The organism is Pseudomonas sp. Irchel 3H3 (genome assembly GCF_900187635.1).
In the GTDB taxonomy this organism is placed as follows: domain Bacteria; phylum Pseudomonadota; class Gammaproteobacteria; order Pseudomonadales; family Pseudomonadaceae; genus Aquipseudomonas.
The window spans coordinates 238,604-256,857 of record NZ_FYEC01000001.1; the positions used below are offsets into that span (position 1 = coordinate 238,604).

16 protein-coding genes are annotated in these 18,254 nt (G+C 50.5%); 4 read left to right on the top strand and 12 right to left on the bottom strand.

The window, feature by feature from the left end:
• Window positions 1–2: 2 nt before the first annotated feature.
• Window positions 3–425, bottom strand: a complete 423-nt coding sequence (locus CKW24_RS01100; protein WP_095164655.1) for a DUF4399 domain-containing protein — start codon at window positions 423–425, stop codon at window positions 3–5.
• Window positions 426–557: 132 nt separating this feature from the next.
• Between CKW24_RS01100 and CKW24_RS01105 the strand changes: the two genes are divergently transcribed.
• Window positions 558–1,331 carry a transporter substrate-binding domain-containing protein gene (locus CKW24_RS01105; protein WP_095164661.1) on the top strand — a complete coding sequence of 258 codons (774 nt, stop codon included), beginning with the start codon at window positions 558–560 and terminating at the stop codon, window positions 1,329–1,331.
• A gap of 76 nt (window positions 1,332–1,407) precedes the next feature.
• Here the strand turns inward: CKW24_RS01105 and CKW24_RS01110 are convergent, their stop codons facing one another.
• A complete protein-coding gene (locus tag CKW24_RS01110) occupies window positions 1,408–1,893 on the bottom strand; it encodes a DUF523 domain-containing protein (protein WP_095165192.1) in 486 nt (161 codons plus the stop codon).
• A gap of 2 nt (window positions 1,894–1,895) precedes the next feature.
• Complete coding sequence (locus tag CKW24_RS01115) at window positions 1,896–2,528, bottom strand: 2OG-Fe(II) oxygenase (protein WP_162530217.1); 633 nt, start codon at window positions 2,526–2,528, stop codon at window positions 1,896–1,898.
• Window positions 2,529–2,660: 132 nt separating this feature from the next.
• Here CKW24_RS01115 and CKW24_RS01120 point away from each other — a divergent pair, with 132 nt between their 5' ends.
• Entirely contained in the window at window positions 2,661–3,413 is a 753-nt protein-coding gene (locus CKW24_RS01120) for a DUF2059 domain-containing protein (protein ID WP_095164665.1), read from the top strand.
• Window positions 3,414–3,434: 21 nt separating this feature from the next.
• Here CKW24_RS01120 and CKW24_RS01125 read toward each other — a convergent pair whose 3' ends face one another.
• Window positions 3,435–4,382 carry an alpha/beta hydrolase gene (locus CKW24_RS01125; RefSeq protein WP_095164667.1) on the bottom strand — a complete coding sequence of 316 codons (948 nt, stop codon included), beginning with the start codon at window positions 4,380–4,382 and terminating at the stop codon, window positions 3,435–3,437.
• Window positions 4,383–4,478: 96 nt separating this feature from the next.
• Here CKW24_RS01125 and CKW24_RS01130 point away from each other — a divergent pair, with 96 nt between their 5' ends.
• Window positions 4,479–5,066: a DUF6436 domain-containing protein gene (locus CKW24_RS01130; protein ID WP_095164669.1), complete on the top strand. Its 588-nt coding sequence runs from the start codon at window positions 4,479–4,481 to the stop codon at window positions 5,064–5,066.
• Window positions 5,067–5,128: 62 nt separating this feature from the next.
• Here the strand turns inward: CKW24_RS01130 and serS are convergent, their stop codons facing one another.
• From serS to CKW24_RS01170, 8 genes are all read right to left on the bottom strand, one after another.
• Window positions 5,129–6,421 (bottom strand): serine--tRNA ligase, encoded by a 1,293-nt coding sequence (gene serS, locus CKW24_RS01135; RefSeq protein ID WP_371917565.1) that lies wholly within the window; start codon window positions 6,419–6,421, stop codon window positions 5,129–5,131.
• Window positions 6,422–6,479: 58 nt separating this feature from the next.
• Entirely contained in the window at window positions 6,480–7,733 is a 1,254-nt protein-coding gene (locus CKW24_RS01140) for a M20 family metallopeptidase (protein ID WP_095164671.1), read from the bottom strand.
• A gap of 27 nt (window positions 7,734–7,760) precedes the next feature.
• Window positions 7,761–8,669, bottom strand: a complete 909-nt coding sequence (locus CKW24_RS01145) for an NAD(P)-dependent oxidoreductase (RefSeq protein WP_095164673.1) — start codon at window positions 8,667–8,669, stop codon at window positions 7,761–7,763.
• Window positions 8,647–9,813, bottom strand: coding sequence for a Gfo/Idh/MocA family protein (locus CKW24_RS01150; protein WP_159987264.1), 1,167 nt, complete (start codon window positions 9,811–9,813; stop codon window positions 8,647–8,649). The genes CKW24_RS01145 and CKW24_RS01150 overlap by 23 nt, the downstream gene beginning before the upstream one ends.
• An 88-nt stretch (window positions 9,814–9,901) precedes the next feature.
• Window positions 9,902–10,951 (bottom strand): NAD-dependent epimerase/dehydratase family protein, encoded by a 1,050-nt coding sequence (locus CKW24_RS01155; protein WP_095164677.1) that lies wholly within the window; start codon window positions 10,949–10,951, stop codon window positions 9,902–9,904.
• A 13-nt stretch (window positions 10,952–10,964) separates the two neighbouring features.
• On the bottom strand, window positions 10,965–12,236 hold the full coding sequence (locus CKW24_RS01160; RefSeq protein WP_095164678.1) for a nucleotide sugar dehydrogenase: 1,272 nt from the start codon (window positions 12,234–12,236) through the stop codon (window positions 10,965–10,967).
• A 108-nt stretch (window positions 12,237–12,344) separates the two neighbouring features.
• A complete protein-coding gene (locus tag CKW24_RS01165; protein WP_095164680.1) occupies window positions 12,345–13,886 on the bottom strand; it encodes a phenylalanine aminomutase (D-beta-phenylalanine forming) in 1,542 nt (513 codons plus the stop codon).
• Between the two features lie 4 nt (window positions 13,887–13,890).
• Complete coding sequence (locus tag CKW24_RS01170; protein WP_095164682.1) at window positions 13,891–15,117, bottom strand: ATP-grasp domain-containing protein; 1,227 nt, start codon at window positions 15,115–15,117, stop codon at window positions 13,891–13,893.
• Between the two features lie 730 nt (window positions 15,118–15,847).
• Here CKW24_RS01170 and CKW24_RS01175 point away from each other — a divergent pair.
• The gene (locus CKW24_RS01175) at window positions 15,848–18,247 is read left to right on the top strand and encodes a penicillin acylase family protein (protein WP_095164684.1); all 2,400 of its coding nucleotides are present in this window, start codon (window positions 15,848–15,850) and stop codon (window positions 18,245–18,247) included.
• Window positions 18,248–18,254 lie beyond the last annotated feature (7 nt).

An 18,254-nucleotide genomic window follows, 5' to 3' on the forward strand; every position in this document is an offset into this window, starting at 1 on the left:
GCTTACTTCACCGTCACAGTGATTTTTTCCGAAATGATCGGTGGCTCGAAGGCCATGTGATTCTTGTCGCCCAACTCCAGCTGCAAGGTGTGCGTGCCGGGAGTCAGGGTCAGTTCGGTTTCGGTCTGGGCCTTGCCGAAATGCACGTGCTGGGCGTCAGCCGGAATCACCTGGCCTGCGGCGATCGGGCCGGTGTCGATCAGCAGGTGGTGGTGGCCGGTGTTTTTGGTGGCATCGCCCGCCGGAGCCAGCGCTACGCCTTCAATGCCGAACTTGACCTTGAAGGTCTTGTCCACGGTGGCGCCATTTTCCGGGGTGACGATAAACGCCTTGGCCCCAGCCGGGGCGGGGGTCGCAGCGCTGGCCATCATAGAAGCACCGAGTAACAGACTGGCCAAAACAGCACGTGACATAAAGGTTTTCATTCTTTTCTCCAGTTTTACGCTTAATCTTTATGAGTGTGACAACTTCGTGGCGATTCGTTGTCGAAGGACCTCAACACCATAGCAAAGCGCGCCGCAGCAGCGCGCCGCACATAACGAATTCAAGGAGTGACCATGCGCTTTTTGCCTGGCCTGATACTGTTGCTGCCCCTTGTGAGCCCATTGGCTCATGCCGAACTGATTGACGATGTAAACGACCGTGGCGAACTGCGCATTGCGCTGGAAGCCGACACCCCGCCGTTCAACTTCAAGGATGACGGCCGGCTTACCGGCTTCGAAGTCGAGCTCGGCCAACTGCTGGCCAGGGAGCTGGATGTACGCGCCGACTTCGTGGTGACCGACTCCACGGACCTGCTGCCAGGCGTCGAGAGCGGCAAGTACGACATCGCCATCAATCACATAGCACTGACCCCGGAACTCAAGGATCGTTTCGATTTCAGCGAACCTTACAGCTATTCCAGTGCACAACTGATCGTGCGCCAGGAAGAACAACGTCCGCTTGGCTCCCTCCTGGCCCTCAACGGCAAGGCCCTGGGCGTGGCGCAAGGCAGCCAGTTCGTCGACCAGGCCCGCAGCGTCGAAGGCATCGACCTGCACAGCTACCCCGACGCGCAGCAGCCCCTCAAGGACGTGGCCGACAAACAGCTCGACGCCGCCATCAGCGATCGCCTGCTGATCCCCTATGCCATCCGCGACAGCCGGCTGCCGGTCAAGGAAGGCGCCAAGGTCGGCCCGACCCTGAGCCTGGCGATACCCTTCCAGAAGGGCAACCCGGCCTTCCAGGCCAGCCTCGACCAGGCCCTGCAACGGATCAAGAAAGATGGGCGCCTGATGGCGCTGTCAGAAAAATGGTTCGGCATGGACGCGACCCAGCCGCCAAAACCTTAATTGTCGATGGGTCCTTGTGGGAGCAAGCAGACGGAACGCCGCCCGGCGCGCTCCCACAGCGAATCTGCACAGCCCGTCAGGCAAGGCCAGCCAGCGCAGCCGCAGCTTCAGCCAGTTGCAGCTCGCTGAACACCTGCACCCCATGCCGTGCCAGCAGGGCTGCGGTGACGCCTTCACCGCTGACCTTGACCCCGCTGAAGGTCCCGTCATACGTCAGCAGATTGCCGCAGGACGGGCTGTTGGCCTTGAGCACGGCGATCCGGATGGCGTGCTGCTGCACCAGCGCCAGGGCCTGCTGTGCACCTGACAGGAACTCGGCGCTGACATCCTCGCCTTCAGTGGTGATCACCCGAGCGTGACCGTCCAGCACCTGCGCACCCTGACCGCCGGGAATCTCCGCCGCCGCCCGTGGCGTGGGCAAGCCACCGGCGACTTCCGGGCACAACGCGACCACCCGCCCTTCGGCGATCCACTGCTGCAATTGATCGAACGGGCCGCTGGCCCCACCGTCGTAACGTACGCGGTGGCCGAGCAGGCAGCGGCTGACCAGGATTTTCTGCATCATCAGAACAACTCGTTACCGCGCCGACGAAACCAGCCGGTCAATGACAGGCGATCGCGGGTCGCGGGCAGGACTTCGTGGGGCACTTCACCCGACAGGAATACCACCAGGCAACCACCGATGGGTACCACATCGTGCTCCATGCCCTCCTCCAGATACATGCGCAACTGACCGCCATGCTCCGGCAGCCAAGCGTCGTTGAGGTAGATCACCGCCGAAACCATGCGCCGGTCATCGTCGCGAAAGCGGTCGACATGCTTGAGGTAGAACGCCCCGGGTGGGTACAGCGCGAAATGACTTTCGAAATCCTCAAGGCCCAGGTACAGGCCGCGGTTCATGGCTTCGCGCAGGCTGTCCATCAAGCCCAGGTAAAGGTCGCACGCCTCGACCTGGCCCGGTTCCAGCCACTGGATGTGATCGCCACGGATACCCTCGCGAATCTCCGAAAACGGCCCGCGCCCGACAGCCGCCGGTGCCAGTTCACCTTCGGCCGCACGTTTACGGCACTCAGCCGCCAGTGCTCCGGTCAGAACCTGAGGCAGGAAAATGGGCTGCTGCGACCAGCCGCGCACAGCGAGGTCGTCCACGATACGTAACAGCAGCGGGTGATCGGAGGGTATTTGCATGGCGCGCATAGTATTCCTGCGCCAGCAAATCCGACAGCACCACATAGCGGAGGATCGTCGGATAAGCTGATGAACATGATACGAATTCTCGACAACCTGTGTCTGGCCCCGGAGAATAGTCGCCTGCCGACAGGAGTCCTTATGCGCCGTTTGCTTTTTTCACTGTTGATGCTCTGCACTTTTCCCTCCTGGGCAGACGGCCACGACCAGTTGTACAAGGTCGCCGGTTGGCCCGACCAGCGCGCGCATTTTAGCGATGCCCTCAGCGCCGCCCAGCAACGCTACCAAAGCAGCTTGCCGCCGGCGGTGTTCCAGGCGCTGGTCAATAACAGCAATCAGCGTTTTGCGCCGCAGGCCATGGATCGTCGGGCCGAAGCGCAATTGCGCAAGAACCTCGCCGACCCCAAGCCCGCGCTGGGGTTTTTCCAATCGCCGCTGGGTCGCAAGATCATTGCCGCCGAACTGCTGGCGACCCGGCGCGACCAACTGGCGAAGAACGCCAAGGGCCTGCCGAAAATCGAAGCCAGCGACACCCGTCAGTTGATCATTGGTCATCTGGCCCGTGCACTGCCGGCCCGTGAAGCCGGTGCCGAGGTCAGCCTGGCGATCGCCGGCGTGGCGGCGGACAGCCTGAGCCAGATGATTCCCGGCCTGCTCGGCGGCGGTCAGGCCCAGAGCATGTTGAACGGCCAGCGCCAGCGCCTGATGGAACAGATCGGCAGCGACCTGAACAACACCCTGCTGTATGTCTATCGCGACCTATCGGACGCGGAACTGGAAGAGTTCGCCAGCTTTGCCGAATCGGCCGAAGGCCAGGCGTATTACCAGGCAGCACTGGCCGCGATCCGCGCAGGCCTGGCCGTAGGCCAAAGCACCTCGAACCTGAATCAGTAAAGGTCGATGCCGGCAGGGGCGTTACGGATTACGCCCCTTGATCCGCTTGGTCAGAAACCCGAAGTACTCCTGGCGCAACGCCAGGGTTTCATTGGCCAGATGATGCCGAGCCTCGGGCAGCGTCAACACCTGGGGCCGATCGAACTTGCCCGCCAACACTTCAAGGTTGTGCTGCCAATCCACCGTCATGTCCGCCTGGCCTTGAATGATCAGCGGCCGCCGGTGGCTGCGTGGGGCCGCTTCGATACGCTTGATCCAGCGGGCTAGCGCGCCGACCCAGGCGGTCGGCAGACGCAGCGGTTGCAGCGGGTCGGCTTGCAGGAACGGCAGGAAAGCCGGGTCGTTGGAGTTTTCACTGAAGCGCCGGGCGATGCCTTTGACGAATGGCTTGAGCAGGTAGTAACTCAGGTGCGACCAACCCCAGGCACGCGGCCGCACCAGCGGCGACAGCAGCACCACCTGACCCTGCGCCGGGCTGTCTTGTCCCTGGTTGAGCACATGATCGATCACGATCGCCCCGCCGGTACTCTGCCCGCACAGGTGCCACGGCTGCGGCAAATCGATGGATTGCGCCTCGACGAACAGCCCCTGCAGGGTGTCCTGGTACTCGGCAAAATCGCGGATGCTCGCGCGCTCGCCGCTGGACAGGCCATGCCCCGGCAGGTCGCAGGCAATCACCGCAAACCCCTGGTCCAGCGCCCACTCGATCACATGCCGATAGAGCCCGGTGTGGTCGTAGAAACCGTGAAACAGAAACAGCGTCGCCTTGGCCTGCTCGGGCCACCAGAACTGACTGACCAGCTCATAACCATCGACTTCGAACCGCCCCAGCCCGGTACGCAGGGTACGGCCCGCAAAGTCCAGGCCGTAGAACAGCTGATAGGCCCGGCCCTCCTCCGACAACGGCTGCGCGCAGGCCAGGGCTTGCAGGCTGGCGCGCAAATGATCGGCATTGAAGGTGGCAGGCATATCGGGATTCCAGCGCGAAACGGACTTTATGGGCCTGCGATATTCTTCTGTCGCGGCAAGCATGGCAAGCTACGCGACCTTCGAGGAAGCTTTCCCATGCGCCCGCACGCCCGCACGACACTGCTTGCCACCCTGCTCGCCCTGCTATGCGCCGGCGTCCTGTGGGCGGCCTATGACTGGTTCCAGGGACGCTACCTGCGGGCCTTCAGTTCGCACACGGCGGTGTTTTCCGGTGACCCCTTGCGCCTTCCCGAGCACCTGGCCGGCCCCGGGGCGATTCGCGTGGTGCATTTCTGGGACCCGGCCTGCCCCTGCAACGTCGGTAATCAACAGCACCTCGCCGAACTGCTCGAGCACTACGGGCCACAAGGCGTGCAGTTCTACGCGGTGCAAAAGCCCGGCAGCCAGGGCCAACTGCCCAGCACCTTGAGCAACCTCAAACCCCTCGAACTCCTCCCAGGCTCCGAGCAAGTCCCCGCCAGCCCCGCCGTAGCGATCTGGGACCGCGGCGGCAAACTGGCGTACTTCGGCCCCTACAGCGAAGGCCTGACCTGCAACTCCAGCAACAGCTTTATCGAGCCGATCTTGCAAGCCCTGAGCGAGGATCGTCCGGTGAATGCCATCAACACTTTGGCGGTGGGTTGTTACTGTCCTTGGGCAAACAAAACAATAATAGATAACTAATGCAATATGCCCACCTTAAGTCAGAATGGGCAAAATTGGTCTACGAGGATTTATGATAGGTTTTAGACAATATTGTTAAAATCCAAATAACGTCTTAATGGTTCAGGAATTTCTACAGAGCCGTCAGCTTTTTGAAAGTTTTCCAAAATCGCGATCATCGTTCTTCCTAGTGCCGAAGCGGTTCCATTGAGAGTATGAACATACTGATTTTTCTTCAGAAGAGGATCCTTATATTTAATATTAAGTCGCCGCGATTGATAGTCAGTACAATTACTTGCTGACGTTATTTCACCATATTCCCCGGCAGTGCCTTTACCCGGCATCCAGGCCTCGATATCATATTTTCTATACGCCGGCGCCCCCAAGTCGCCAGTGCAATTTAGTACGACTCTGTACGGAATACCTAGCTCGGTATAGATCTCTTCCTGCAATGCAAGAATTTTCTCATGATATTCAGCACTATCCTCGGGCAGACACAATACAAATAATTCTAATTTTTCAAATTGATGGACCCTATAAAGGCCTTTACTAGACTTACCGGAAGCCCCAGCTTCTCGCCTGAAACAATGGCTTTCGGCAATGTAAAGCAGTGGGAGTCGAGCAAAATCAATTACCTCATCAGAGTGCATACCGGCAATACATATTTCGGCTGTAGCGATAAGACTTTTATCTAACCCACCCAACTCGTATGTATTACTTTCGTCCCCCTTGGGAGAAAACCCTACGCCTTCCATTATATGATTGTAAGATATGTCCGGCGTCTGCAAAGGCGTGAAGCCGGCCTTTAATGCCTTGTTGAAAATATAGCTCTTCAGCGCGTGCTGGAGGAATACTGCTTGATTTTTCAGAAAATAAAACTTTGAACCTGCGACTTTTGCACCCGAGTCAAAATCAAGCAAGTCGAGATTACGCCCCAATTCAAGATGGTCCTTACTGGGAAAGGAGAACTTGGGAATTTCTCCACTTACTCGGACAGTTAAGTTGTCTTCATCGCTGAGGCCAACTGGCACGTCTGACGAAGTCCAATTTGGTAACTGGCGGATACACAATGAAAATTCCGCATCAAGTAAATTAAACCTCTCTTTAGCCTTTATAATGGCACCTTTTAAGGCCATCGCACTCATCGCGACGGACGTTGGAATTTCCGCTGTTAAGGCACTATCTCTGGGCCCTTTCGAAATAGCATTTAACTGACCTTGCATATCCTCAAGTTCTCGCTTTTGCGATTTAACGTCCTCATAGAGAGAAATAATACGGTCCAAATCGATTCTTATATTTCTTGCCGACAAATTGGATTTCATCGACTGATAGTTTTCCTGCAACTGTTTTATATCTATCATATTAAATACCCGCATATTTTTCTAACACTTACGGAAACAGACGGCTTCAGCTAACCGAACTGGCACCAAAAATCTAGGCAACAACTAAAGGGTCAGATAAAAAACTTGCTAACGCTTTAATGCCAAATCGCATTTGGTCGATATCGATTTTTTCATTAGCTGAGTGTGCATCACTTAAAGAACCTGCACCGAAAATCGCAGTGGGGATACTGGCTTCTTGGGCATAATGCCGAGCATCACAGCTAGCCCTCCAAGCAAATATTCCATCGCTCTTTGTTAACCCCCGCGCCTCGGAAACAGATTGATCTAATCGCTTTAAGAAAGCGTCCTCCTCAGAAACAATATATGCTTTATTTCGTAATCCAACGTGAAAATCGAAGTCGACTTTGACTTCTGGGTATTCTGACAGAAGTGACTTCATTCGAGTCTTCAATAAAGTTTCGATATCCTCTACCGACGTGGCTGGCAAAAAACCTACATTAAAAGTGAAGCTGCACTTTTCGGGCACTGAACCAGGCCACTCCCCCCCTGAAATCTTACCCACATTTATCTGTACAGGTCGTTTCCAGATTGAAAAGGCAGAGTCACTATGAGACTCCCGAACCATCTCTTTTTCTAAAGCGTTCAAACCTTCGATTAATTTCATTGCGACAGTTATCGCAGATACCCCCTCTAGAATGCTACCCATATGAACAGCTTTTCCGATAATAGTTATTTCGCAGGTCAAACACCCTCGGTGACCGCGATGAACCGCCAAGTCAGTAGGCTCGAAAACAACGACCATATCTGCATAAACCCCATGGAGAATAGTGGACAATGTTCCGTTACCTCCTATTTCCTCTTCCGAGACCAAGTCCAATAAAATTTTAAATTGAGGACTGATCTCTTTATGCTTCATATACGCCAAAGCACCAAACAATAAAAAAAGATTTCCTTTGGTATCACATGATCCACGACCATAAACATAATTGCCGTCGATCCAAGGTGATAGTAACTTTTGTCCCACACCCTCTGCCGGAACAACATCTATGTGCGAGTTAAATAGAACCGTGCCATCCGTGACAGACAACGCATTCAGCTCTGCTCTAATATTTACTTTTCCATTGTTATCATCTGAAACTGTGTTAGCCCTATGAGTTCCAAGCTCCGTATGATATTGCTCAACACGGAACCTAAAACCATATTTTTCAAGTAAGCTCTCCAAACAAGGAATGGCCTCCCGCTCCTTTCCTAAGCTGGTATCAATAGATAAATACTCTATTAGCTCTGGCAGCATTTCTTTTTTGTAACCATTAAACCAATCATCGAACTCACAATTATTTAACATTATCGTCACCTTTGAATTAGAAGGAGATCAATCTTGTTTAATCAGATATGACAAAGTTTTCTCAGATAGACCTTGTCGAACCTTGGATAAAAATACTTCTTGAGCGGCCTCGATCATTTTGTAATCTTCAGTTCCACTCAGAAGATCGGAGCAATAACTCAAGTCCTTTAACGCATCACCAATTGAAAATTTAAGCGGATCTTCGATATCATCTATAATGGCACTCAAAAACGATTGCGTAATAGCATTATTTACTGCTCCCTGCTGTATTAAAGCTCTTAAATAATGAACATTAATATTCAATGCCTGCGCGGCACCAATCATATTTGCGGTCAGCGCAACAACTCCCATAGAAAGCGCATTATTTAACAACTTTAATTTCTGTCCCTCCCCTGTTTCTCCAGCATGAAGTACCCATCTACAAAACCCACCTAATACAGTACAAGCCTCATCCACCAGCGCCTTTGGCGCCCCAAGTATCGCATTTGATTCCCCACGTCTTGCCTCTCTAGGCCCTCTTGTGAGTGGCGCATCAACGTAACGAATGCCGTGGTCCAACAATTTTTCGGAGAGTTGTCGGGTTTCAACCGGACATCCTGTCGTAGTATCAATTATTAATAGACCATCGTGACGTGCTGTAATTAATCCATTCCTGCCAAAGCAGACACTTTGAACCTCTTTCGTAGAGGGAAGTGACAGAATTATGGTTCCGCACGACTCAGCGACGTCCTTTGGAGTGGTTACTTCATTACCACCCAACTCGACTAACTCTGCTATACCTTCCCGTGAGCTATACGATAAACTTATAATCGAAGCTCTATTTCTGATTAGGCTTACAGCAATTCCGCGTCCCATTTTACCGAGACCTATAATTCCTATGCGACGCCCTTCTAGTGGCGTCTTTTTATACAAATCAATATCGACTACTCCAGTCATAAGGCAACTCCTTCGAAACACCAAATTTTATTAACTTAGCCAGTTCATACAATTGCTGTATTTCCTTTTCGTCTGAGGCACAACGCCCCTCAGAAAATCCTCGCCGCCTGATTACTCTCCCCTTCTCAAACTCATTTACGATTTTCTGTACCAAAAGGGCTTGAGACTTAGTTGGAAGTGCTTTTGAGCCTCCGCCACCGATATCGCTGATAACGTCCTCCAGAAATAAACAGATTTTTTCAATGTGCCGGCGCGAACCAAACTGTTGAGACTGAGTAATACATGAAATCTCAAGACTCGGAGAGGTAGCATCCCCATCAATTCTAAAAATTCTCAGACTATCGTCGTCCCACCCAGGGTTATCTAGGTGAAGGACCGCAACTTCAACAACCTTCGATAATTCGTTAGCAAGTAGAAACTCCATCGTTCTACTACGTTGACTGTGAACATAACTACTTGTACCACTAAGTAACATACCTCCCTCAAACTCAGCACAAGCCGTCATCGTGTCAGGTCGAAATGCCCCCCCTCGCACGTAATCGCTTTCTAAAATGCAGGAAAAGTGAAGCTGGAAATCATTATCATCTTTTACAGCACCTAAATAGCAGGCCAAATCTACTGGATGGGTGATTTCCGAAATTACTCCCACAGTGGGTCGTGAATCTTTTATTCGATACTTTGACCAAACAAAATTAGCACTGGATACACTTCGCCTATTGACTTCAATATATTCTTTCAATGCTGAAACAGCTGAGCTGTAGCGCTCGACAAAACTCACAAAGATCTGTTCATCATCAAATGCTGAACGTACAAATTGACAATTTTCCTCACTAGTAACAATGGGTTTTTCGCAGATTATTTTTTTATACCCAATTGATTGATCTTTAATGAATCTTAATATTTCATAATGTGAACTGTCAGTGGTAGCAATTATAATTAGCTCACACGGAACTTCTATTAGGATCTTTTTGAAATCTAACTCTAAAGGTACATCTATTTCGGTTAAAGCATTTAGCTTTTCGGAATCTATGTCCGCAACACCTACTATTTCTATCTTGCCGATTGACGGATCAATATATTGGGCAGCTCGTAAGAAACGCGAACCAGATCTACCTAGCCCAATTACCACCGTTTTAATACTCACCATCACTCCACCCCGCTTTACTTATTCATTATTAGCCCCAGGAACAAATAACTTTATCAAAACACGTAAAATACACACACATGAAATATTAGTTGCACTCGCGTAGTTTTGACTTTTGGTAATGCTCAACGTACCAATTCACAGTTTCCCTCAAGCCTGTCGCGACAGTCGTGCGTGGTTCATACCTTAGCTCCTCTTTGATCCGATCTATATCTGCTAATGAATGTCGAATGTCGCCATCCCTATATGGGGCCTTAACTGGAGTTAACTCATATTGTAAACCCAAGATTTCGAGCTGACTTTTTATCAAACAGTAGAGTTCGCTCAAAGATGTTTGAGAATTCAGTGCGACATTGAAGATATTGCTTGTAATTTTTTCATTGGCTAACGAAGCAAGGATATTGGCCTGGACCACATTTCCAACAAAACAGAAATCTCGGCTCGTGTCTCCACCCCCATTTATCACGACAGGTTTATTGCGAAGCATCGACTCAATCCATCGCGGTATTACCGCCGAATATTCACTTACTGCATTTTGCCGGGGACCAAAAACATTAAAATACCGTAGCCCAATAATTTTGTAATCGCAGAATGAAGAGAAAACATCCGCATACAATTCATTCGCTCTTTTCGTCACAGCGTAAGGCGACAACTGTTTGCCCGTTTGTTCCTCATGCATTTGCGCACTCTCTACGTTTCCATATACTGAACTGGAAGACGCATATACAAAGCTCTTGAGTCCTATGTTCCTTGAAGACAACAACATATTCAAAAATCCGCTTATGTTAACTTCATTGGTTTCCAAAGGATCTTTCAAAGATCGTGGGATTGACCCTAAAGCCGCATGATGCAATACATGGTCGACCCCAATGAGACTCTTCCTACAGTCTTCCAGGTTCCTAATATCCCCCTCTATGAATTCAAATCTGTCCCACTGGCGCTTAACAAGCTTAGATTTTACTTCCTGAAGGTTACTTTGTTGTCCAGTCGCAAAATTATCCAACCCCACTACGTCCTGGTCTGCGGAAAGTAAATATTCAAGTAAATTCGAACCAATAAATCCTGCGACACCAGTGATCAACCATTTTTGCTTTGTATTTCTCAATGACACTTCAAGGTTTTCAATCAGACTGCTCATATAAACTCCGACATTAGAGACGCAAGTCGCTCGAGGTCTTAGGCAAAATATATTTCAAATCGTAGATCAGACATTGTGCTTTCCCCCAAGAACGGATGATTTCTTCATCAAACAATCGAAACTCATCGTGAGCGACTGCCAGTACTACAGCGTCATACGCTGCTAACGCTGGAGATAAAATCGTATTAAGATCATACATATCAAGCACGTCATCTTTGTTAGCAAAGGGGTCATATATATCTACCTGCACTCTATAATCAATTAGCTTGCGGGCTATATCAACTATCTTGGTATTACGCAGATCAGTGCAGTTTTCTTTAAACGTACAACCGAGCAATAGAACTCTAGCTCCATTTATTGGAAAACACCGCTGAACCATTTTTTTTATCAGCTCAACGACGATGTGATCTGCCATACCTTCATTGATTCGCCTGCCCGAAAGTGTCATGACAGCATGATGGCCAATTTCTTCGGCTTTATATGCAAGATAATACGAGTCCACACCGATGCAATGCCCACCAACCAATCCAGGCCTAAAAGATAGAAAGTTCCATTTGGTTTCAGCTGCTGTCAACACCTCTTCAGTGTCAATTCCCAACCTATTAAAGATCATGCTGAACTCGTTTATTAAAGCAATATTCACATCACGCTGAACGTTTTCAATTAGCTTTGCTGCTTCTGCTATTTTTATACTGCTTACAACGTGGACTCCAGCTTTTATTATGCTTGAGTAAAGCTCTCGAACAAACTGCTCAGTTTTAACGGTCGAGCCTGACACTAATTTGACAACTTGAGTAAGACCGCGTTTTTTATCGCCTGGATTAATTCGCTCTGGACTATATCCTACAAAAAAGTCTAAATTAAACTTTAGACCTGAAACCTCTTCAATGCAGGGCACACATTTTTCTTCGGTCGCACCAGGATAGACTGTTGATTCAAATATAATTACATCATCCTTTTTTAGCACTTTCCCGAGCAGTTCACAGGCAAATATCAAAGGATTAAGATTTGGTCTACTATCTTCAGCAGGAGTGGGAACCGCTACGATATATACATTACAGAGTGCTAGATCCTCTGGATTTGCAGATAGCTTTAACTTAGAAGACCTCGCTATTGCTTCGTCACCAACCTCGTAGCTGACATCTGTGCCGCTTACAAGCTGGTCTATTCTTTTCTCATTAATATCAAATCCAAGAGTAGGATAAAAACGCCCAAACTCAACAGCAAGAGGAAGTCCTACGTACCCTAGCCCAATAACAGCGATACGACATTGATCAATATCCATACACTCTCCAGAGATTTCTCAAAGTAGTTTGGATTAGCGAACCAACATAAAAATAGTACGATGATGGCAAAAAAACCTAGTCAAACTAATACGCTGCTTGATCTTAATTCAATGTCGACCAACAACTTCCTTTGTCAAAGCCTCTAGGTAGTCCGTGAGTATAGAATCCCTATCTAGAAACGGAACAATCGCCCTAACTTTGTTGAATAGAACAGTTGTTGAATCTGACAAACCATCTACGCCTCGTATTTCCGCCGCTTGGCAAGCGCATATCAGCTCGAAAGAAATAATAAATTTAGCATTTTCAAAAATTTCTCGAGCTCGCCTTGCTGCCACTAGCCCAAATGAGACGATATCTTGAAAATCTGCAGTCGTCGAAAGTGATTGGATAGATAAAGGAGTACAAAGTGATCTATTCTCCGCCGTCAATGAGGCAGTCATAAATTGCCCCCCCATTAGGCCTAATCTCAACCCAGGGTCTTTACTACAAAGGAACGGCGGAAGCCCATTGCTATTACTTTTATCGAGGAACCTATCTACGCGTCGGTTAGAAAGATTTGATAATGTAGTGAGCCCAATCGATAAAACATCCATAGCCATCGCGACATATTGCCCGTGAAAATGGCCATTATGAAATATCTCATTAGAGTCAGGCACAATAAGTGGGTTGTCGTTTGAGGAATTCAATTCATTCTGCACAATGGTCCGAACATACTCTAACCCATCTACAACCGGACCGAGAATTTGCGGAGTGCATCTTATCGAATAAGCATCCTCTATTTGACTATTAGATGGCTTTACCGAACCGTCTTGCTCTAACTGAATTTCCTGCTGAGCTTCCGTCTCCTGTTTGATCATTCTTGATGATTCAAGATAATCAAAAATTTTCTTTGCTACTTTTAACTGTCCTGGATGAGGTTTCAATTTATGGACTTCTGGATCAAATGGTTTCTTTATCGCATGTAGCCCTTCAAAACTTAGAGAACTTATTAGACAATATTGCTCTAACAACTCTTGAACTTCTCGAATCAAACAACAGGCGACACCGGTCATCGCCGAGGTTCCATTTATGAGTGCCAAACCCTCTTTATAGCTTAAACAAGCTTTTGTTATTCCCGCGAGAGTAAGCGCGTCTTGCGCCGGGAGCAACTTACCTTCGTATGTGACTTTCCATTCGCCAGTGCATACAAGAGCAATACATGCAAGTGGCCCTAGATCTCCGCTTGTCCCTAAAGACCCTTTTTCCGGAATACATGGAAGAATCCCGCTATTGTACAAAGCTACTAATACATCTAATACCTCTAAAGAAATAGCTGAGTTCCCTCGACACAGTGAATTTATTCGCGAAAGCATTATCGCTTTAGTATCCACTTCACCTAAATAGCTACCCACATTTGTTGCAACAGACCTTATAAGATTCATTTGGAGTATATTTGCTTTTTCTATTGGCACATGCCAATTAACAAAGCCACCCATGCTTGTATTTACACCATATATAATACGACCCTCAGAGACAAATTTTTCTAGTTGTCGTCGGGACGAATCAACCCTGCGCCGGGTCTCATCGCTTAGGCTAATTTTGGTATCACTTGTCGCTATCTCTGCGAGTCGCTCAGGAGAAAGAGTTTCACCTGTTTTAAATATAAACATGACGTCACCTCTGGCTTGTATTAATTTTTATTCTCCGCTCTATCCTATCCGCGTTTTCGATAGCCTTAGCTCTTGTTGATCCAACAGCAATTATATATGCCACACCGCCGCATCCATGTTGAACTGGCGAAATTTCGTCACCGACTTTAAGTTCGCGCCCCCACCACTTGAAAGAATAATACCCCTCACATTTTTTTAGTGAATCTACATCCGAAATGCTTTGTATAATCCCCGGATCCAGAGCAATTGATCTATTTACCATCCCCTTAGAAAATTTTGGAAGCAACAAATCCATATTTATTTCGTCACCCACTGCTTGTTGTATTGCCGCTTTCAGTATGGTTGTTCCATTGCTTAACGGAACCATCTCCGTACCGAAACGTGGTCCGCCTAGTCGTGCGGCAACTTCGAGTACGCTAACTCCTTTCCTTGCTGAATAAACAAGATCTCCTTTAACTACTCCTCTGGTTAGTCCTAGTGATAACGCGGCATCACGCGTAGCGCCATATAGTTCATTTCTCACCTTTTCGGGGAGCGATGTAGGCATTACATCACCTACTTCTACAAAAAAAGGATGATACTTCTCGTAGTGGAAAATTCTATCCGATATAGCGGTAAGGTAAAAATCACCATCCACCATCAATCCTTCAACACTGTGCTCAGTCCCGATCAGATACTCATTCAATATTATATCTTTTTTGTCGGAAAAATTTTTACAGTGCGCGTATGCGAAACCTAAACTTCCTATAGAGTCAACTCTGATCACACCTTTGGATGATGATTGATCAATCGGCTTTAAAATAACTGGAAATTCAAACTCTTGTATGCACTGAAGTAACTGGTCATACGAGCTTATAACAGCATATTTGGGAGAGGGGACACCATGCGTTCGAAATGCATCGGACCTCAGATCTTTATGCGTCGCTTTCATAGCCGAAGCTATCGAAATCGAATACAAATCTAATTCAGCGGCAATGGTAGCGACCGATATAGCAGTATCCCAACAAAGACTGATTACACCATTGATCTCAACGCCTGACTCTACCAGGCTTTTAGCTGCACTCAATGCCGCTTTCGGATCCTTCGAGTTTGCTTCAACAAAAATATCTGCTTCCGACGTGCCTACATCTAGTGGAAACTCCGATATCAAAGCCACTTTATAGCCCCACGTTTTAATTGTAGGAATTACCTCTCCACTCAAACCATTACCACATAGCAAAATAGTCTTCATTGGAAGCTACCGCCTTAAAAACCCACCATACTTTAACGATGCTTGCTTTTATTAAGTTACGCTAAAAACAACCAGCGCCCCGACCGAATATCACTTACCAAGAATTCAAAGAGCGGCAGATCATCACACCGCCCAAATCACTTGTGTTCTTTATAGTCAGGCTGGAAATAATTCGCAATGCTATTCTTGTAGTACAATTCGCCAAGCAATGAAGGAAGTTTCCCATGAGTGCATCGCCTCAACCACATTAATCCGCTACTCATCCAGGAATGTGTGCTGCTAAACCACTCTTAGACCAGCGGCATCAACGCTATAGATCACATTCTTCCGCCTACAAATTTCTCATTTGTCCATACACTTTTAACTCATCCACTTTATATACTTGGCAGTACAAGCCGGCAACCAACCTTTGCGTAGGGAATGTACTAATTATGCGCAGGGGACTACCTATATTATAGGCACTGCTTTAAACAACTCATACACAATACTGTTTAACCCAGACACGACAACGAACACCAGAAGATAGAGCCCGTAGATTCAGTGGCACTTTCTTGTGATTGCCGCTTACACACTCGCGGTGTGGGTATTTCCGACCTTGGCCAATCGACCCCACGAAGTAGCAAAGACGTTGAAATTCGAATCCCTCCTACGGGTGATGGGCCAATTCGCCAATCCGTGTTAAACAGTGGCGCCAGGGAACTGCTGCCATTTATAACAACAAGGAACCACCATGAAACGTAGCCTGACCATTCTCGCCCTGCTGATTGTTGCTCTCGCCGCAGGTGCAGGCTGGTACGTTTTCAGCAAACAACCATCGCGTCACGGTCAGGTGCAGTTGCAGCACCTGGAGGGCTCCGTGACCGTGCGCTACGACGAACGTGGCATCCCGCACTTGCGTGCCGGCAACGAGATCGACCTGTATCGCGCCCTGGGTTATGTCCAGGCCCAGGACCGGCTGTTCCAGATGGAAATCATGCGGCGCCTGTCCCGGGGTGAGTTGGCCGAGGTGCTCGGGCCCAAGCTGCTGGATACCGACAAACTGTTCCGCAGCCTGCGCATTCGCGAGCGTGCCGAGACTTATGTGGCCGCGCTGGATAAGGAGTCTTCGGCGTGGAAGGCCCTGCAGGCCTACCTGGACGGGATCAACCAGTATCAGGACACGCACGCCGCGCCCGTGGAGTTCGATGTGCTGGGCATCGCCAAGCGGCCGTTCACCGCCCAGGACAGCGTCAGCGTCGCCGGCTACATGGCCTACAGCTTTGCCGCGGCCTTTCGTACCGAGCCATTGCTGACCTACGTGCGCGATCAACTGGGCAACGACTACCTGAACATCTTCGACCTCGACTGGCAGCCCAAAGGCGTGCTGGCCCAGCACCACAGCAGCGCGCCGGCCCTCAGCAGCGCTGACTGGCAAGACCTCAACGCCATTGCCCGCCTCAGCCAGCAGGCACTGGCCGAGCACGGCCTGCCGCAATTCGAGGGCAGCAATGCCTGGGTAGTTGCCGGCAGTCGCACCAAGAGCGGCAAACCGCTGTTGGCCGGCGACCCGCACATTCGCTTCGCGACGCCTTCGGTGTGGTACGAAGCGCAGCTGTCGGCGCCTGGTTTCGAACTCTATGGGCACCACCAGGCACTGGTGCCGTTTGCCTTCCTTGGCCACAACCTGGACTTCGGCTGGAGCCTGACGATGTTCCAGAACGACGACCTCGACCTGATCGCCGAGAAGGTCAATCCGGACAACGCCAACCAGGTCTGGTACCGCGGCAAGTGGGTCGACCTGATCAACAGCGAGCAACAGATTGCCGTCAAGGGCCAGGCCCCCGTAACCCTGACCCTGCGGCAATCGCCCCACGGCCCGATCATCAACGATGTCCTGGGCGCCAGCGCCGGCAAGACCCCAATCGCGATGTGGTGGGCGTTCCTCGATACCCAGAACCCGATCCTCGAAGGTTTTTACCAACTCAACCGCGCCGATACCCTGGCCAAGGCCCGAGCCGCGTCCGCCAAGGTCCAGGCTCCTGGGTTGAACATCGTCTGGGCCAATGCCAAGGGGGATATCGGCTGGTGGGCAGCCGCGCAACTGCCCAAACGTCCGGCTGGGGTCAAGCCAGGCTTCATTCTCGACGGCAGCAGCAACCAGGCAGACAAGGACGGCTTCTACCCGTTCAGTGCCAACCCGCAGGAAGAGAACCCGGCCCGTGGCTACATCGTCTCCGCCAACTTCCAGCCATTGTCACCGACCGGCATGGAGATTCCCGGCTACTACAACCTGGCCGATCGCGGTCAACAGCTCAACCTGCAACTGAGCGACAAGAACCTCAAGTGGGACCTGGACAACACCCAGGAGCTGCAACTGGGCACCACGACCGCCTACGGTCAACGCCTGCTGGCGCCGTTGCTGCCGGTATTGCGCGAGGTGGTCAGCGACCCGCAGGAACGCCAGTGGCTGGATCAACTGAACGCCTGGCAAGGTGATTACCCGCTGGAGTCGACTAGCGCCACGCTGTTCAATCAGTTCCTGTTCAACCTGGCCGACGGGGCGCTGCACGATGAACTGGGCGATAGTTTTTTCGACACTCTGCTCACGACCCGGGTGATCGATGCCGCCCTGCCCAGGCTTGCGGCCAACCCCGATTCCCCTTGGTGGGACAACCGCGACACCCTGGGTCAGGAAACCCGTGCCGACGTGGTCAAGGCCGCGTGGCACGCCAGTATCGCCCACCTGAAAACCACCCTCGGCGCAGACGCCACGCAGTGGCAATGGGGCAAGGCCCACACCCTCACCCACGGCCATCCGCTGGGCACGCAGAAACCCCTGGAGCGGATTTTTAACGTCGGCCCGTTCGAAGCCCCGGGCAGTCACGAGGTGCCGAACAACCTCTCGGCGAAAATCGGCCCGGCGCCTTGGACCGTGACCTATGGCCCGTCGACCCGACGCATCATCGATTTCGCCGACCCGGCCCACGGCCTGACCATCAACCCGATCGGCCAGAGCGGCGTGCCGTTCGATGCGCACTATCAAGACCAGGCCGAGGCGTACATCGAGGGTGTCTACCACCAGGCGCATTTCAGCGAGGAAGAAGTGACTGCCAATACTCGCAGCACCTTGAAGCTATTGCCGGCGCGTTGACGCTGCA

Excerpts from the sequence above, each read along its gene's own strand:
- CKW24_RS01100 (WP_095164655.1), bottom strand. The coding sequence starts at position 425 with ATGAAAACCTTTATGTCACGTGCTGTTTTGGCCAGTCTGTTACTCGGT.
- CKW24_RS01105 (WP_095164661.1), top strand. The coding sequence starts at position 558 with ATGCGCTTTTTGCCTGGCCTGATACTGTTGCTGCCCCTTGTGAGCCCA.
- CKW24_RS01110 (WP_095165192.1), bottom strand. The coding sequence starts at position 1,893 with ATGCAGAAAATCCTGGTCAGCCGCTGCCTGCTCGGCCACCGCGTACGT.
- CKW24_RS01115 (WP_162530217.1), bottom strand. The coding sequence starts at position 2,528 with ATGCGCGCCATGCAAATACCCTCCGATCACCCGCTGCTGTTACGTATC.
- CKW24_RS01120 (WP_095164665.1), top strand. The coding sequence starts at position 2,661 with ATGCGCCGTTTGCTTTTTTCACTGTTGATGCTCTGCACTTTTCCCTCC.
- CKW24_RS01125 (WP_095164667.1), bottom strand. The coding sequence starts at position 4,382 with ATGCCTGCCACCTTCAATGCCGATCATTTGCGCGCCAGCCTGCAAGCC.
- CKW24_RS01130 (WP_095164669.1), top strand. The coding sequence starts at position 4,479 with ATGCGCCCGCACGCCCGCACGACACTGCTTGCCACCCTGCTCGCCCTG.
- serS (WP_371917565.1), bottom strand. The coding sequence starts at position 6,421 with ATGCGGGTATTTAATATGATAGATATAAAACAGTTGCAGGAAAACTAT.
- CKW24_RS01140 (WP_095164671.1), bottom strand. The coding sequence starts at position 7,733 with ATGTTAAATAATTGTGAGTTCGATGATTGGTTTAATGGTTACAAAAAA.
- CKW24_RS01145 (WP_095164673.1), bottom strand. The coding sequence starts at position 8,669 with ATGACTGGAGTAGTCGATATTGATTTGTATAAAAAGACGCCACTAGAA.
- CKW24_RS01155 (WP_095164677.1), bottom strand. The coding sequence starts at position 10,951 with ATGAGCAGTCTGATTGAAAACCTTGAAGTGTCATTGAGAAATACAAAG.
- CKW24_RS01160 (WP_095164678.1), bottom strand. The coding sequence starts at position 12,236 with ATGGATATTGATCAATGTCGTATCGCTGTTATTGGGCTAGGGTACGTA.
- CKW24_RS01165 (WP_095164680.1), bottom strand. The coding sequence starts at position 13,886 with ATGTTTATATTTAAAACAGGTGAAACTCTTTCTCCTGAGCGACTCGCA.
- CKW24_RS01170 (WP_095164682.1), bottom strand. The coding sequence starts at position 15,117 with ATGAAGACTATTTTGCTATGTGGTAATGGTTTGAGTGGAGAGGTAATT.
- CKW24_RS01175 (WP_095164684.1), top strand. The coding sequence starts at position 15,848 with ATGAAACGTAGCCTGACCATTCTCGCCCTGCTGATTGTTGCTCTCGCC.